We start from the raw sequence: 14,763 nt of genomic DNA, 5'->3' as shown, positions 1-14,763 counted from the left end.
TCCCCTCCCACCTCTCCAGGAGCGTCCCATGGCACGCACCAACCCGATGCACCTCCTGAAGCGTCTCGCCGCCGAGCACGCCGACGCCCGACGGCTGGACATTCCCGTCGACGAACTGCGGGGGATGAGAGCCGACGCGCTCGGCCGCCGCTCCCTCCTCAGATACGCCGCCGCCGCGGGACTCGTGGCCGGCGTGGGCGTCTCCGGCGCCCCCGCGACCGCCCACGCCGCCACCCCCGACCCCAAGGCCAGGACCACCGCCCGGATCGCCGTCGTCGGCGCCGGTATCTCCGGCCTCACCGCCGCCCTCACCCTCCAGGACGCCGGACTGAGCCCCACCCTCTACGAGGCCGACCCCTCACGGGTCGGCGGCCGGATGTGGACCCAGCGGGACCACTGGGCGTACGGGCAGACCTCCGAGATCGGCGGCGAGCTCATCGACACCGGCCACAAGAAGATGCTGGAGCTCTGCCGCCGCTTCAACCTCCCCGTGGAGGACTTCCTCGGCGGCGGACCGACCGGCGCCGAGGAAGTGCTCTGGTTCAACGGCACCTACTACCCGCGCCACCAGGCCGACGAGGACTTCAAGGCCGTCTACCAACTGCTCCACCGGGACCTGCAGGAAGCGGGCGAGGTCAAGTGGAACCAGACCACCCCGGCCGGAACCGCACTCGACAACATGTCGATATACGAATGGATCGAGTCCCGGGTCCCCGGCGGGCACTCCTCGCCCCTGGGCCGGTTCATCGACGTCGCCTACAACGTCGAGTACGGCGCCGAGACCACCGAACAGTCCTCGCTCGCCCTGGTCCTGCTCATGGGCTACCAGACCAATCCGGGCCACTTCAACGTCTGGGGCCTTTCCGACGAGCGCTACCACATCACGGGCGGGAACGACCGGCTTCCCCACGCCATCGCCCAGGCCCTCGCCCCCGGAACCCTGCGCCACGGCTGGTCCCTGACCGCCGTACGGGCCAACGCGGACGGCACGCAGACGCTCACCTTCACCGAGGCCGGCGCCACCCGGACGGTCACCGCCGACCACACGATCCTCTGCGTCCCCCTGCCGATCCTCAAGCAACTCGACCTCACCCAGGCCGGGTTCGACCCCCTGATGCGGAACCTGCTGCGGGACGCGCGCATGGGCTACTGCACCAAGCTCAACATGCAGTTCGCCACCCGCCCCTGGCGCGGCACCGGCGCCTGGCCGGGCGTCTCGGCCGGGGACTGCTTCACCGACACCGACGTCCAGCAGACCTGGGACACCACCAAGATCCAGGGCGGCACGGGAGGCATCCTCATCCAGTACGGCGGCGGCGACCTCGCCAGGGCCCTCACCCCGGCCGGGCCCTTCTCCACCGAGTCGGACCCGTACGTACGGGATCTGGTGTCCCGTCACCTCAAGGGCGTGGACGCCTTCTTCCCGGGCACCTCCAAGGCGTACACGGGCCGCGCCCAGCTCTCCGCCTGGCACCGCAATCCGTACACGCTCGGCGCGTACTCCTGCTGGCCGGTCGGCTATGTGCACCGGTACGCCGATTACGAGGGCACCGCCCAAGGCAACATCCACATCGGCGGTGAGCACTGCAGCTACGACTTCCAGGGCTTCATGGAAGGCGGCGCCACCGAGGGCGAGCGGGCCGCGCGGGAGGTGATCGACGCCCTGAGGTGACAGACGTCCCCGATCCGGCCGGCGGCCGCCCCCTCGCACATCCCGGGGGCGGCCGCCCCGCCGACTCCTGACCTGTCCGGTCAACCTCCGTACGCCCCGCTCGCCGTCAGCCGCAGCGCGGTGTCGATCAGGGGCACATGGCTGAACGCCTGCGGGAAGTTCCCCACCTGGCGCTGGAGCCGTGAGTCCCATTCCTCCGCGAGGAGACCCAGGTCGTTGCGGAGCGAGAGCAGCTTCTCGAACAGCTGACGCGCCTCGTCCACCCGGCCGATCATCGCCAGGTCGTCCGCCAGCCAGAACGAGCAGGCGAGGAACGCGCCCTCGTCGCCCTCCAGGCCGTCGACGCCCGCCTCCTCGCCGGCGGTCGGATAGCGCAGCACGAAACCGTCCTCCGTGGACAGCTCCCGCTGGATCGCCTCGATCGTGCCGATGACCCGCTTGTCGTCCGGCGGCAGGAAGCCCATCTGCGGAATCAGCAGCAGCGAGGCGTCCAGCTCCTTGGAGCCGTACGACTGCGTGAACGTGTTCCGCTCCTTGTCGTAGCCCTTCTCGCAGACGTCACGGTGGATGTCGTCGCGCAGCTCGCGCCAGCGCTCCAGCGGGCCGTCGGCGTCCCCGGACTCGATCAGCTTGATCGTGCGGTCGACCGCCACCCACGCCATCACCTTGGAGTGCACGAAGTGGCGGCGCGGGCCGCGCACCTCCCAGATGCCCTCGTCCGGCTGGTCCCAGTGGGTCTCCAGGTAGCGGATCAGCTTCAGCTGGAGCAGGGAGGCGTAGTCGTTGCGCGAGAGCCCTGTCATGTGCGCCAGGTGCAGGGCCTCGGTGACCTCGCCGTACACATCCAGCTGGAGCTGGTTGGCCGCTCCGTTGCCGACCCGGACGGGACCGGAGTTCTCGTACCCGGGCAGCCAGTCGAGCTCGGCCTCGCCGAGCTCGCGCTCGCCCGCGATGCCGTACATGATCTGCAGGTTCTCCGGGTCGCCGGCGACCGCGCGCAGCAGCCAGTCCCGCCAGGCGCGGGCCTCCTCGCGGTAGCCGGTGCGCAGCATCGACGACAGCGTGATCGCCGCGTCGCGCAGCCAGGTGTAGCGGTAGTCCCAGTTGCGGACGCCGCCGATCTCCTCCGGCAGGGAGGTGGTCGGCGCGGCGACGATCCCGCCGGTCGGCGCGTACGTCAGCGCCTTCAGCGTGATCAGCGAACGGACCACCGCCTCGCGGTACGGGCCGTGGTACGTGCAGTGCGCGACCCACTCGCGCCAGAAGTCGACCGTCGCCTCCAGCGCGCCCTCCGGGTCCGGCAGGGCGGGCGGTTCCTTGTGCGAGGGCTGCCAGCTGATCGTGAAGGTGATCCGCTCACCGGCCGTGACGGTGAAGTCGGAGTACGTGGTCAGATCCTTGCCGTGGGTCTCGATCTCGGTGTCGAGCCACACCGAGTCGGGACCGGCGACGGCGACCGTGCGGTCCCCGACCTTGTGCACCCACGGCACCACGCGTCCGTAGCTGAACCGCATCCGCAGCGCCGAGTGCATGGGCACGCGTCCGGTGACGCCCTCCACCACCCGGATCAGCTGGGGCGCCCCGTCACGCGGCGGCATGAAATCGGTCACCCTGACCGTGCCGCGCGGGGTGTCCCACTCGGATTCCAGGATGAGCGAGTCTCCGCGGTAACGTCGCCGGTCGGCCGGCGGCGGGGTGGTGCCGTCCGGAACGGCGGGTGCGACCCGCCAGAAACCGTGCTCCTCCGTCCCGAGAAGGCCCGCGAAGACGGCATGCGAGTCGAAGCGTGGAAGGCAGAGCCAGTCGACGCTGCCGTCCCGGCAGACCAGTGCCGCGGTCTGCATGTCTCCGATGAGTGCGTAATCCTCGATGCGCCCGGCCACGTGCTATCTCCAGTCGAACGGCCACGTCCGCCCCGCGGGGCGCTTCCTACAGAATGGTGCCAGCAGTCAAGGGGTCGTTGACGAGCTCCAGCTTCCCGGTTGACTGGCGGGGGTGCTGCCGATGGCCGGTCCGGCTCGGCAGGGAGTGTCCGAGCAGGATACGACGGACTCTAGGCAGCCACGGCTACGTACGGGTAACGGCGTTGCTCCGAACGGGTGAGGCCGCCGTGACCTGTGGTGTAGCCGTCCGTATGCACCCGACTGCCCCGTGTGGCCGGAAGCGGTCTCCCTTCGTCGCTGATACCCTGGTACCCCGTGGACCGGTGGGAAACGGTGAAAGCCGAGGCCCCCGAAACCGCAGCGACGGCACCCCCCGATTCTTCCGGAGGGGACGCCGGAACGCACCTCCAGAACGCGACCACGGGAGCCCCCTCTTGGCGATGCCGCCCAAAACCACGACGACCAAGCACATCTTCGTCACCGGGGGTGTCGCGTCCTCCCTCGGCAAGGGCCTGACCGCCTCCAGCCTGGGTGCGCTCCTCAAGGCCCGGGGCCTTCGGGTCACGATGCAGAAGCTCGACCCGTACCTGAACGTCGACCCCGGCACGATGAACCCCTTCCAGCACGGTGAGGTGTTCGTCACCAACGACGGCGCCGAGACCGACCTGGACATCGGCCACTACGAGCGCTTCCTCGACGTCGACCTCGACGGCTCGGCCAACGTCACCACCGGCCAGGTCTACTCCCAGGTCATCGCCAAGGAGCGGCGCGGCGAGTACCTCGGCGACACCGTCCAGGTCATCCCGCACATCACCAACGAGATCAAGTCCCGTATCCGCCGGATGGCGACCGACGACGTGGACGTCGTCATCACCGAGGTCGGCGGCACCGTCGGCGACATCGAGTCGCTGCCGTTCCTGGAGACCGTCCGCCAGGTCCGCCACGAGGTCGGCCGCGACAACGTCTTCGTCGTGCACATCTCGCTGCTGCCCTACATCGGCCCGTCCGGCGAGCTGAAGACCAAGCCGACCCAGCACTCGGTCGCCGCCCTGCGCAACATCGGTATCCAGCCGGACGCGATCGTGCTGCGCGCCGACCGCGACGTCCCCACCGCCATCAAGCGCAAGATCTCGCTGATGTGCGACGTGGACGAGGCCGCCGTCGTCGCCGCCATCGACGCCAAGTCGATCTACGACATCCCGAAGGTGCTGCACACCGAGGGCCTGGACGCCTACGTCGTGCGCAAGCTCGACCTGCCGTTCCGCGACGTGGACTGGTCCACCTGGGACGACCTGCTCGACCGGGTGCACAACCCCGAGCACGAGGTCACCGTCGCGCTCGTCGGCAAGTACATCGACCTGCCCGACGCGTACCTCTCCGTCACCGAGGCCATGCGCGCCGGCGGCTTCGCGAACAAGGCCCGCGTCAAGGTCAAGTGGGTCACCTCCGACGACTGCAAGACCCCGGCGGGCGCCAAGAAGCAGCTCGGCGACGTCGACGGCATCCTGATCCCCGGCGGCTTCGGCGACCGCGGTGTCAGCGGCAAGGTCGGCGCGATCCAGTTCGCCCGCGAGAACAAGGTGCCGCTGCTCGGCATCTGCCTGGGCCTGCAGTGCATCGTGATCGAGGCCGCGCGGAACCTGGCCGACATCCCCGAGGCCAACTCCACCGAGTTCGACCCGGCGACCGCCCACCCCGTCGTCTCGACGATGGAGGAGCAGCTCGCGTACGTCGAGGGCGCCGGCGACCTGGGCGGAACGATGCGCCTGGGCCTGTACCCGGCGAAGCTCGCCGAGGGCTCCGTCGTGCGCGAGGTCTACGCCGACCAGCCGTACGTCGAGGAGCGCCACCGCCACCGCTACGAGGTGAACAACGCCTACCGCGCGGAGCTGGAGAAGAAGGCGGGCCTCGTCTTCTCGGGCACCTCCCCGGACAACAAGCTCGTCGAGTACGTCGAGTACCCCCGCGAGGTGCACCCCTACCTGGTCGCCACGCAGGCCCACCCGGAGCTGCGCTCGCGCCCGACGCGTCCGCACCCGCTCTTCGCCGGCCTGGTCAAGGCGGCCGTCGAGCGGCAGCAGCAGGCGCGCGGGACGGGCGAGTGAGCCCCACCGGTTAACGTTGCCGGGGTACGGATCCTTCGGGGTTCCGTACCCCGGTTTCCTGTGTGTGGGAGGACTCAGATGGAGCTGCTGGACACCCCGGAGGAGTGGCAGGTCGTCGCGACGACGACCCCCTTCAAGGGCAACAAGACGAGTGTCCGCGCGGACGACGTGGTCATGCCGAACGGAACGGTCGCGCGGCGCGACTACCAGGTCCACCCCGGCTCGGTCGCGGTCGTCGCCCTCGACGAGCGGGACCGCGTCCTGGTGCTGAAGCAGTACCGGCACCCCGTGCGGATGAAGCTGTGGGAGATCCCCGCCGGCCTCCTCGACGTGCCGGGGGAGAACCCGCTGCACGCGGCGCAGCGTGAGCTGTACGAGGAGGCGCACGTCAAGGCCGAGGACTGGCGGGTCCTGACCGACGTCTACACCACGCCGGGCGGCTGCGACGAGGCGGTACGGATCTTCCTGGCGCGCGAGCTGTCCGAGGCGGACGGCGAGCGCTTCGAGGTCTCCGAGGAGGAGGCCGACATGGAGCTGGCCCGGATCCCGCTGGACGAACTGGTCCGCGGTGTCCTCGCGGGGGAGCTGCACAACAACTGCCTGGTGGTCGGCGTCCTCTCGGCGGCGGCCGCCCGCACCGGCGAGGGCTTCGACGCCCTCCGCCCGGCGGACTCGCCCTGGCCCGCCCGCCCCTTCGAGGCATAGGGCCTCTCGGCCGGGTCCGGACAGGCGGGTGGTGGCTTCCGGGTGGGGGCCGGTTGCTCCGAGTGGTGGCCGGTCTGACGATCGGCTGATCCGATCGGGGGATTTGTCCGCCGCGCTCCGCCGGGTCGGGACCATGCCCTGAACTACGCTCGGGATCGCCCGTGCGGAGCCCCCCGCGGGCTCGGCTCGTGCGCAGGTGGACGGGAGCGTGGCCCGTGACGGATCAGGCGGTGACAGCGGGCGGGGTACGGCAGTTCTTCGGGCGGCAGCGGGAGTTGAAGGCCCTGCGCGCCGACATCGAACGGACCGGGCTCGACACCCTCGCCGGCCGCAAAGCCCCCCGCGCGCGCGTCCTGCTCATCGCCGGGCGACCGGGCTCCGGACGGACCACCCTCGCGGAGGAGCTCGTCGCCGGCCTCGGCGACCGGTACCCCGACGGGGTGTACCGCGCCCGGCTCACCGAGCCGGGCGGCGACCCCGTCCCCACGGCCCGGGTGGCGCGGGGCCTGCTGCAGGACCTGGGGGTCGACGAGCCCCCCGGCGCCGCCGAGGACGAGCTGACCGGACTGGTCCGGGAGGCCCTCGCCGACCGGCGCACCGTCCTCGTCCTCGACGACGCCGTCGACGCCGAGCAGGTCGACCCGCTGATCCCGGACAACCCCGAGGCCCTCGTCGTCGCCGTCGCCAAGGGGCCCCTCACCGGAATCGCGGACGTCCGCCCCTGCACGCTCGGCGGCCTCGACCCCAAGTCCTGCATCGAGCTGATCACCACCTTCACCGGCTCGGTCCGGGTCACCGTCGACCCGCAGGCCGCCGAGACCCTCGCCGAGGAGTGCGGCGGTCTGCCCGCCGCCGTGGTGCTGGCCGGCGGCTGGCTCGCCACCCGCCCCAAGGCGTCCGTCGCCGATCTCGCCAAGCGGCTGCGGGCCGTCCCCGGCGATCCGCTCACCCGCGCCTTCCGGCTGGTGCACGAGTCCCTGCCCCAGCCGGCCGCGCGGATACTGCGATTCCTCTGCCTCGCCCCGCTCGGCCGCGCCGACGCCCACACCGCCTCCGCACTGGCCGGCTGCTCGATCTCCACCGCCGCCACCACGCTCGCCGACTTCGTCGCCCAGGGTCTGGTCACGGAAGAAGAGGACGGGCAGTACGAGGTCCCCGGGCATCTGGTTCCCCTCCTGCGCGCCGAGACGGAGGAGCGCGACCGGCCCGCCGAGGTGGAGCTCGCCCGGGCCAGGATGCTGGAGCGGACCGTACGGCTCCTCCAGTCCTGCCGGGCGATCACCGAGCCCGAGGGCTCCCCCGCCCGCACGAAGCTCGCCGGGCTGCCGCGCGCCCTGCGGTTTTCGAGCGCTGCCGCCGCCGCCGAGTGGCTGGACCGCCGCCGGCCCGTCCTGCTCGCCTCCGCCCGCCTCGCGGTCGCCGACGGAGAGCTCGACACGCTGGCCCGCCGCCTGGTCGCCGCCCTGGTCAAGGCCGAGACGGCGCACCGGGGGGCCGAGGCGGCGGCGCCCGACCTGTACGGACTGCACCAGCTGGTCCTGGACGTGGCCGATCGGCGCGGACTGCACCGGGAGCGGGCGGCGGCCCTGCTGAATCTGGCCGATCTCGACGCCAGGACCGGCCGGACCCGGGACGCGCTGGTCCGCTACCGGACCGCTCTGGACGCCGGACGCGCCGCGAACGACCCGTACGCGATCGGCCGGGCGATGGAATCCGTAGGCGGTTCCTACCAGGAGTTGGGGGACTGGCAGCGGGCGGGCGACTGGTACGGCCGCGCGCTCGCCCAGCGCCTCGCCCGCGACGAGCGGGCCGACCAGGCCCGGCTGTACGCGCGGCTCGGCGCGGTGCACACCTACGCGGGACGCTACGGCGAGGCCCTGCGGAACTGGCGCGCCGCCGCCGCGGGCTACCGCCGCCAGGCCGATCTCCCCGGCTACGCGCGCGCGTTGAGCGAGGCGGCCCGGGTCCAGGAGTACGCCGGGCGGCCCCAGGAATCCCTGCGGACCTGCGAGGAGGCGGTGGAGTGGGCCCGGCGCGCCCAGGACGTACGCCTCCAGGCGGCGCTGCAGCTGCGGCTGGCCGACACCCTCGACCGGCTCGGCGACCCCGCCGCCGCCCGCCTGCACCGCTCAGCAGCCGAAAGACTCCTTGGAACCGAGGCTTCCGCCTACGAAATCCGCAGTGCTTCTCTCGAAGATTAATGCTTTGCAAGGCTAGACAGCGGGAACTCCTTCATTAGACTGGGTGCGCCGCGTTCGATCGCGGTCTGTCCCGGTGCGCCGTAGTGCAGCCGGGTATGTATCGCATTGCCCCCAGTTATCCCCCTGATTCAAGGACCGTGATCGACGATGAAGGTCGGCATCCCCCGCGAGGTCAAGAACAACGAGTTCCGCGTGGCCATCACCCCTGCCGGTGTCCACGAGCTCGTCCGCAACGGCCACCAGGTCTTCGTCGAGCAGAACGCCGGTGTCGGCTCCTCGATCACGGACGAGGAGTACGTCTCGGCCGGTGCGCAGATCCTGTCCACCGCCGACGAGGTCTGGGCCACGGCCGACCTGCTGCTCAAGGTCAAGGAGCCCATCGCGGAGGAGTACCACCGCCTCCGCAAGGACCAGACCCTCTTCACCTACCTGCACCTCGCCGCCTCCCGCGAGTGCACGGACGCCCTGCTCGCCTCCGGCACCACCGCGATCGCCTACGAGACCGTCGAGACCGCGAACCGCGCGCTGCCGCTGCTCGCCCCGATGTCCGAGGTCGCGGGCCGGCTGGCCCCGCAGGTCGGCGCCTACCACCTGATGCGCTCGGTCGGCGGCCGCGGCGTCCTGCCCGGCGGCGTCCCCGGCACCCACGCCGGCGAGTGCGTCGTCATCGGCGGTGGCGTCTCCGGCTGGAACGCCACCCAGATCGCCGTCGGCATGGGCTTCCACGTCACCCTGCTCGACCGTGACATCAACAAGCTCCGCGAGGCCGACAAGATCTTCGGCACCAAGGTGAAGACGATCGTCTCCAACGCCTTCGAGCTGGAGAAGGCCGTCGTCGAGGCCGACCTCGTCATCGGCGCCGTCCTCATCCCGGGCGCCAAGGCCCCGAAGCTGGTCACCAACGAGCTCGTCGCCAAGATGAAGCCCGGAAGTGTCCTTGTCGACATCGCGATCGACCAGGGCGGCTGCTTCGAGGACTCCCACCCGACCACCCACGCCGAGCCGACCTTCCAGGTCCACAACTCGGTCTTCTACTGCGTCGCCAACATGCCGGGCGCGGTGCCGAACACCTCCACGTACGCCCTGACCAACGCCACGCTTCCCTACATCGTGTCGCTGGCGAACAACGGCTGGGTCGAGGCGCTGCGCCGCGACTCCGCGCTCGCCCTGGGCCTCAACACCCATGACGGCAAGGTCGTTTACAAGGAGGTCGCCGAGGCTCACGGCCTCGAGCACCTGGAGCTGAACAGCCTGCTGGGCTGACCTCCGCCGCGGCGCCGTCAATGCGCGCCGTCAACTGACGCATCCGGCCGGACCCTGTGCACCAGGGCCCGGCCGGATGTGTGTCCGGCCACTTCGAGGCCCCGGTTCAACTCGCCTCGAACGTAACCCTTTAACCGATTCGCACACCCCCGAAACGTGTGGATGCGTGGCTGCGCGCCCTTGACAGAGGGGTGTTCGGTTGCCGACACATCGGGGCGGGTCCGGCGGATTGTGTTGCTGCGGAGCGGTGACACGCCATAGAGTCGCCAACCGTCGGCATGGTGCCACGCTGACCTATCGATAAATGTTCCTGGTCACATCCAAGGAGGTAAGACGACTTGTGAATGAGTCGACATTTACTCCCGGGGGTGGACAGCCAGGAAACCCTGTCGGCTCCGTCGCTGTCCGAACTTTCGCGACGCATCAGCCCATGACGACAGCCCACACGATGAAGATGATGGACGGCCTACACGTGAACGCCACGGCCGGCAACGAGAGTGGCCGAGAGTCCACCCACTTCGCCGCCTACGACGAGGTGCCCGAGGGGCACTTCTACGACCCTGACGCCGAGTACGAGCCCGACCCGGAGTACGCGGCCACCCTCGCACCGGACGCTGCCCGGCAGCGCCGCGAGCGGATCGGCCCCACCGGACGGCCCCTGCCGTACTTCCCGATCCCGGGCCCGTTGACCGACCACGGACCCGCGAAGATCATCGCGATGTGCAACCAGAAGGGCGGCGTCGGCAAGACCACGTCGACCATCAACCTGGGTGCCGCGCTCGCGGAGTACGGACGGCGGGTGCTGCTCGTCGACTTCGACCCGCAGGGAGCCCTGTCGGTCGGTCTCGGCGTGAACCCGATGGAGCTCGACCTCACCGTCTACAACCTGCTCATGGAGCGGGGCATGTCGGCGGACGAGGTGCTGCTCAAGACCGCCGTTCCCAACATGGACCTGCTGCCCAGCAATATCGATTTGTCTGCGGCCGAGGTGCAGTTGGTCAGCGAGGTCGCGCGCGAGTCCACGCTCCAGCGCGCCCTGAAGCCGCTGATGAACGACTACGACTACATCGTGATCGACTGTCAGCCGTCGCTCGGTCTGCTGACCGTGAACGCGCTGACGGCGGCTCACAAGGTCATCGTGCCGCTGGAGTGCGAGTTCTTCGCGCTGCGCGGTGTGGCCCTGCTGACCGAGACGATCGAGAAGGTCCAGGAGCGGCTCAACCCCGAGCTGGAGCTCGACGGCATCCTCGCCACGATGTACGACTCCCGGACCGTGCACAGCCGTGAGGTCCTCGCGCGCGTCGTCGAGGCCTTCGACGACCACGTGTACCACACGGTGATCGGCCGGACCGTGCGCTTCCCGGAGACCACGGTCGCCGGCGAACCGATCACCACGTACGCCTCGAACTCCGTGGGCGCCGCCGCCTACCGCCAGCTCGCCAGGGAGGTGCTCGCCCGGTGTCACGCCGAGTGAGTCTGCCCGGCGCCGACGAACTGTTCCGTACGACCGGGGGGATGGCGCTCCAGGCGTCCTCGCCCCGCAGGGGCGAGGCCCGGGTGCCGGCGCCGGCGGGCGAGAGCGACACGGGCGCGGCGGAGGGCTCCGCGGAGCACACGGCGGCGTCCTCGGAGACGGCGGAGCCGCGGGCCCGGACGGCCGAGCCCGCGGAACCCGCACCTCCGGTGAAGTCCGCGTCGCCGGTCGCCCCGGCGGCACGCCGCCGGGGCCGTTCGCCGAACCGGCGGCCCAGCGGGCGCGAGCGGCACGACGAGAAGATCACCGTCTACGTCTCCGCCGAGGAGCTGATGGACCTGGAACACGCGCGTCTGGTGCTCCGGGGTGAGCACGGTCTCGCCGTGGACCGGGGCCGGATCGTCCGCGAGGCGGTCGCGGTGGTCCTGGCGGACCTGGAGTCCCGGGGCGACGCGAGCATCCTCGTGCGCCGCCTGCGCGGCCGCTGAGGGTAGCCTGCGGGCTGCCGCACCCCTGCTCCTCCCTGGACCCCGATGCCCCCGCCCCCCGCCGAGACGTCCCGCCCGCCCCGCCGCACCCTGGGGCGCGGCCCGGGGGTGCCTCCGGCAGGCGCGTCGGACCTGACCGCCGAGCCCGCGCCCGAGCCCGAGCCCGCGCCCGAGCCCGGCCCCGCCGACGGCCGGGCCGCGGCGGCGCCGGGCGCGGCCTCCGACGGCCGCCGGCCCGCCAGGGACGAGACCCCGGCGGAAGCGGGGCCGGAGAGCGGCGGCACGGCTCCCGACGCGTCGGCGAGCTCCCCTGCCCCCGACGCCCCGGCCGCGAGCGCCCCCGGTGTCAGCGTCCCTGCCCCCGGCACCCCCGAGGACTCCGCCGAGGGCGCCCCCGTTCCCGACGGCGGCCGGTTCACGGTCAGGCTGGTGAACTTCGAAGGCCCCTTCGACCTCCTGCTCCAGCTCATCTCGAAGCACAAGCTCGACGTCACCGAGGTCGCCCTCTCCAAGGTCACCGACGAGTTCATGGCGCACATCCGGGCCATGGGGCCCGACTGGGACCTCGACCAGACCACTGAGTTCCTCGTCGTCGCCGCCACGCTGCTCGACCTCAAGGCCGCCCGGCTGCTGCCCGCCGCCGAGGTCGAGGACGAGGCCGACCTGGCCCTCCTCGAGGCACGGGACCTGCTCTTCGCCAGGCTTCTGCAGTACCGCGCGTACAAGCGGATCGCCGAGATCTTCGCCGAGCGGTGGGAGGCCGAGGGCAGGCGGTACCCCCGTACCGTCGGCCTCGAACCGCACCACGCCGAGCTGCTCCCCGAGGTCGTCATCAGCATCGGCGCCGAGGGCTTCGCCGCGCTCGCCGTCAAGGCGATGCAGCCCAAGGCCAGGCCCCAGGTGTACGTCGACCACATCCACGCCCCCCTCGTCAGCGTCCGTGAACAGGCAGAGGTCGTCGTCGCCCTGCTCAAGGAGCGCGGAACCGTCAGCTTCCGGGAGCTCGCCGAGGGAGCCGAGGACACCCTGACGGTCGTCGCCCGGTTCCTCGCCCTTCTGGAGCTGTACCGCGAGAGGGCCATCGCCCTCGAACAGGAGGACGCCCTCGGCGAGCTCACCGTCACCTGGGCCGGTGCCGGTGAAGTCCGCGTCACCGACGAGTTCGATCAGGAAACGGAGGCCCCGGCGTGAGCGACCTCAAGCCCTCCCTCGAAGCCGTCCTCATGGTCGTCGACGAGCCCGCCACCGAGGAGCACCTCGCCAAGATCCTCGACGTGCCCCGCCGCGAGGTCGGCGACGCCCTGCGCGAGCTCGCCGACGAGTACACCGCCCAGGGCCGCGGCTTCGAGCTGCGCCTGGTCGCCGGCGGCTGGCGGTTCTACACGCGGGCCGAGTACGCCGGGGCCGTCGAGGCCTTCGTCCTGGACGGCCAGCAGGCCCGGCTCACCCAGGCCGCCCTGGAGACCCTCGCCGTCGTCGCGTACCGCCAGCCGGTCAGCCGTTCCCGCGTCTCCGCGGTCCGCGGTGTCAACTGCGACGGGGTCATGCGGACCCTCCTCCAGCGCGGTCTGGTGGAGGAGGCGGGCGCGGAACCCGAAACAGGTGCGATCCTGTACAGGACGACGAACTACTTTCTGGAGCGGATGGGCCTGCGCGGCCTGGACGAGCTCCCCGAGCTCGCGCCCTTCCTCCCCGAGGCGGACGCGATCGAGGCGGAGACGCTGGAAGGGGTTCCGTCGTTCGACCCGGACGCAGACGACAAGACGACGGAAGATTGATGCGAAGCAGCAGCGGCAGGAACAGCAGCGGAAACAACGGCGGGAGCCGTGGTGGCAACAGCGGCGGCCGCGGCGGCAGCAGCGGCGGCAGCGGCGGGGGACGCGGTAACCACCGCGGCGCCGGCAACAGCCGCGACGACAAGCCGGGCGGCGGCCGTCCGCGCAACCCGCGCCCCGAGGAGCGTCGCTACGACGTGGGTGGCACCGGCGGCCCGTCCGACGGACCGAAGAAGGGCCGCGGCGCCGCGGCCCGCGGGGGCGCCAAGGGCGGCCCGAAGGCCCCCCAGGGCAACCCGCCCCGTCGCGGCCCGCACGGGCAGCGGCAGGCCCCGGCCCGCTCGCGCGAGCTCGACGCCAAGATCGAGCAGCGCAACCGCGACCGGTACGCGGACCGGCCCGAGATCAAGACCCCGAAGACCTTCCCGGGCGCCGAGCAGGAGGGCGAGCGGCTGCAGAAGGTGCTCGCCCGCGCCGGCATGGGCTCCCGCCGCGCCTGCGAGGAGCTGATCGAGCAGGCCCGCGTCGAGGTCAACGGCGAGATCGTCCTGGAGCAGGGCAAGCGCGTCGACCCGGAGAAGGACGAGATCAAGGTCGACGGCCTGACCGTGGCGACCCAGTCGTACCTCTTCTTCGCCCTGAACAAGCCCGCCGGTGTCGTCTCCACCATGGAGGACCCCGACGGCCGTCAGTGCCTCGGCGACTACGTCAACAACCGTGAGACCCGGCTCTTCCACGTCGGCCGGCTCGACACCGAGACCGAGGGCATCATCCTGCTCACCAACCACGGTGAGCTGGCCCACCGTCTCACGCACCCGAAGTACGGCGTGAAGAAGACCTACCTGGCCGCCATCACGGGCCCGCTGCCGCGCGAGGTCGGCAAGCGGCTCAAGGAGGGCATCCAGCTGGAGGACGGCTACGCCCGCGCGGACCACTTCCGCGTGGTGGAGCAGACCGGCAAGAACTACCTGGTCGAGGTCACCCTGCACGAGGGCCGCAAGCACATCGTGCGCCGCATGCTGTCCGAGGCCGGCTTCCCGGTGGAGAAGCTGGTCCGCACGGCCTTCGGCCCGATCGGGCTCGGTGACCAGAAGTCCGGCTGGCTGCGCCGGCTGACCAACACCGAGGTCGGCATGCTGATGAAGGAAGTCGGTATGTAGCCGCGTCGCCCCACGACGACAGGAAGCCCGTGACCGC

The 14,763-nt window shown here is 71.2% G+C and carries 11 protein-coding genes; 10 read left to right on the top strand and 1 reads right to left on the bottom strand.

The annotated features are described in order from the left end of the window. Window positions 1–28 precede the first annotated feature (28 nt). Entirely contained in the window at window positions 29–1,672 is a 1,644-nt protein-coding gene (locus ACIRB4_RS14660; protein WP_403291195.1) for a flavin monoamine oxidase family protein, read from the top strand. 80 nt (window positions 1,673–1,752) lie between these two features. Here the strand turns inward: ACIRB4_RS14660 and ACIRB4_RS14655 are convergent, their stop codons facing one another. After that, window positions 1,753–3,555, bottom strand: a complete 1,803-nt coding sequence (locus tag ACIRB4_RS14655; protein WP_403291193.1) for a glycoside hydrolase family 15 protein — start codon at window positions 3,553–3,555, stop codon at window positions 1,753–1,755. Window positions 3,556–3,995: 440 nt separating this feature from the next. Between ACIRB4_RS14655 and ACIRB4_RS14650 the strand changes: the two genes are divergently transcribed. The 9 genes from ACIRB4_RS14650 (at window position 3,996) to ACIRB4_RS14610 (ending at window position 14,726) form a co-directional block, all read left to right on the top strand. Then, entirely contained in the window at window positions 3,996–5,660 is a 1,665-nt protein-coding gene (locus tag ACIRB4_RS14650) for a CTP synthase (RefSeq protein ID WP_403291192.1), read from the top strand. Between the two features lie 78 nt (window positions 5,661–5,738). Beyond that, window positions 5,739–6,365, top strand: a complete 627-nt coding sequence (locus ACIRB4_RS14645) for an NUDIX domain-containing protein (protein WP_403291190.1) — start codon at window positions 5,739–5,741, stop codon at window positions 6,363–6,365. A 215-nt stretch (window positions 6,366–6,580) separates the two neighbouring features. Beyond that, window positions 6,581–8,566, top strand: coding sequence for a tetratricopeptide repeat protein (locus ACIRB4_RS14640; RefSeq protein ID WP_403291189.1), 1,986 nt, complete (start codon window positions 6,581–6,583; stop codon window positions 8,564–8,566). Between the two features lie 147 nt (window positions 8,567–8,713). After that, window positions 8,714–9,829: an alanine dehydrogenase gene (gene ald, locus ACIRB4_RS14635; protein WP_403291187.1), complete on the top strand. Its 1,116-nt coding sequence runs from the start codon at window positions 8,714–8,716 to the stop codon at window positions 9,827–9,829. A gap of 430 nt (window positions 9,830–10,259) precedes the next feature. Continuing rightward, the gene (locus tag ACIRB4_RS14630; protein WP_229818740.1) at window positions 10,260–11,303 is read left to right on the top strand and encodes a ParA family protein; all 1,044 of its coding nucleotides are present in this window, start codon (window positions 10,260–10,262) and stop codon (window positions 11,301–11,303) included. Beyond that, window positions 11,300–11,791, top strand: coding sequence for a hypothetical protein (locus ACIRB4_RS14625; protein WP_403291244.1), 492 nt, complete (start codon window positions 11,300–11,302; stop codon window positions 11,789–11,791). Before ACIRB4_RS14630 ends, ACIRB4_RS14625 begins: the two co-directional genes overlap by 4 nt. 45 nt (window positions 11,792–11,836) lie before the next feature. Beyond that, window positions 11,837–12,982 (top strand): segregation and condensation protein A, encoded by a 1,146-nt coding sequence (locus ACIRB4_RS14620; protein WP_403291186.1) that lies wholly within the window; start codon window positions 11,837–11,839, stop codon window positions 12,980–12,982. Next, complete coding sequence (gene scpB, locus ACIRB4_RS14615; RefSeq protein WP_403291185.1) at window positions 12,979–13,569, top strand: SMC-Scp complex subunit ScpB; 591 nt, start codon at window positions 12,979–12,981, stop codon at window positions 13,567–13,569. The genes ACIRB4_RS14620 and scpB overlap by 4 nt, the downstream gene beginning before the upstream one ends. After that, window positions 13,569–14,726, top strand: a complete 1,158-nt coding sequence (locus ACIRB4_RS14610; RefSeq protein WP_403291183.1) for a pseudouridine synthase — start codon at window positions 13,569–13,571, stop codon at window positions 14,724–14,726. Before scpB ends, ACIRB4_RS14610 begins: the two co-directional genes overlap by 1 nt. The last annotated feature ends 37 nt before the right edge of the window (window positions 14,727–14,763 follow it).

This window comes from Streptomyces sp. NPDC093600, assembly GCF_044764755.1.
Classification (GTDB): Bacteria; Actinomycetota; Actinomycetes; order Streptomycetales; family Streptomycetaceae; genus Streptomyces.
The sequence above is the reverse complement of the archived record's forward strand: the minus strand, read 5'-3'. Positions and strand labels throughout refer to the sequence as shown.

Bases quoted from the DNA above. Each gene is read 5' to 3' on its own strand.
- ald (WP_403291187.1), top strand. From the start codon at position 8,714: ATGAAGGTCGGCATCCCCCGCGAGGTCAAGAACAACGAGTTCCGCGTG.
- ACIRB4_RS14660 (WP_403291195.1), top strand. From the start codon at position 29: ATGGCACGCACCAACCCGATGCACCTCCTGAAGCGTCTCGCCGCCGAG.
- ACIRB4_RS14650 (WP_403291192.1), top strand. From the start codon at position 3,996: ATGCCGCCCAAAACCACGACGACCAAGCACATCTTCGTCACCGGGGGT.
- ACIRB4_RS14645 (WP_403291190.1), top strand. From the start codon at position 5,739: ATGGAGCTGCTGGACACCCCGGAGGAGTGGCAGGTCGTCGCGACGACG.
- ACIRB4_RS14610 (WP_403291183.1), top strand. From the start codon at position 13,569: ATGCGAAGCAGCAGCGGCAGGAACAGCAGCGGAAACAACGGCGGGAGC.
- ACIRB4_RS14630 (WP_229818740.1), top strand. From the start codon at position 10,260: ATGACGACAGCCCACACGATGAAGATGATGGACGGCCTACACGTGAAC.
- ACIRB4_RS14620 (WP_403291186.1), top strand. From the start codon at position 11,837: ATGCCCCCGCCCCCCGCCGAGACGTCCCGCCCGCCCCGCCGCACCCTG.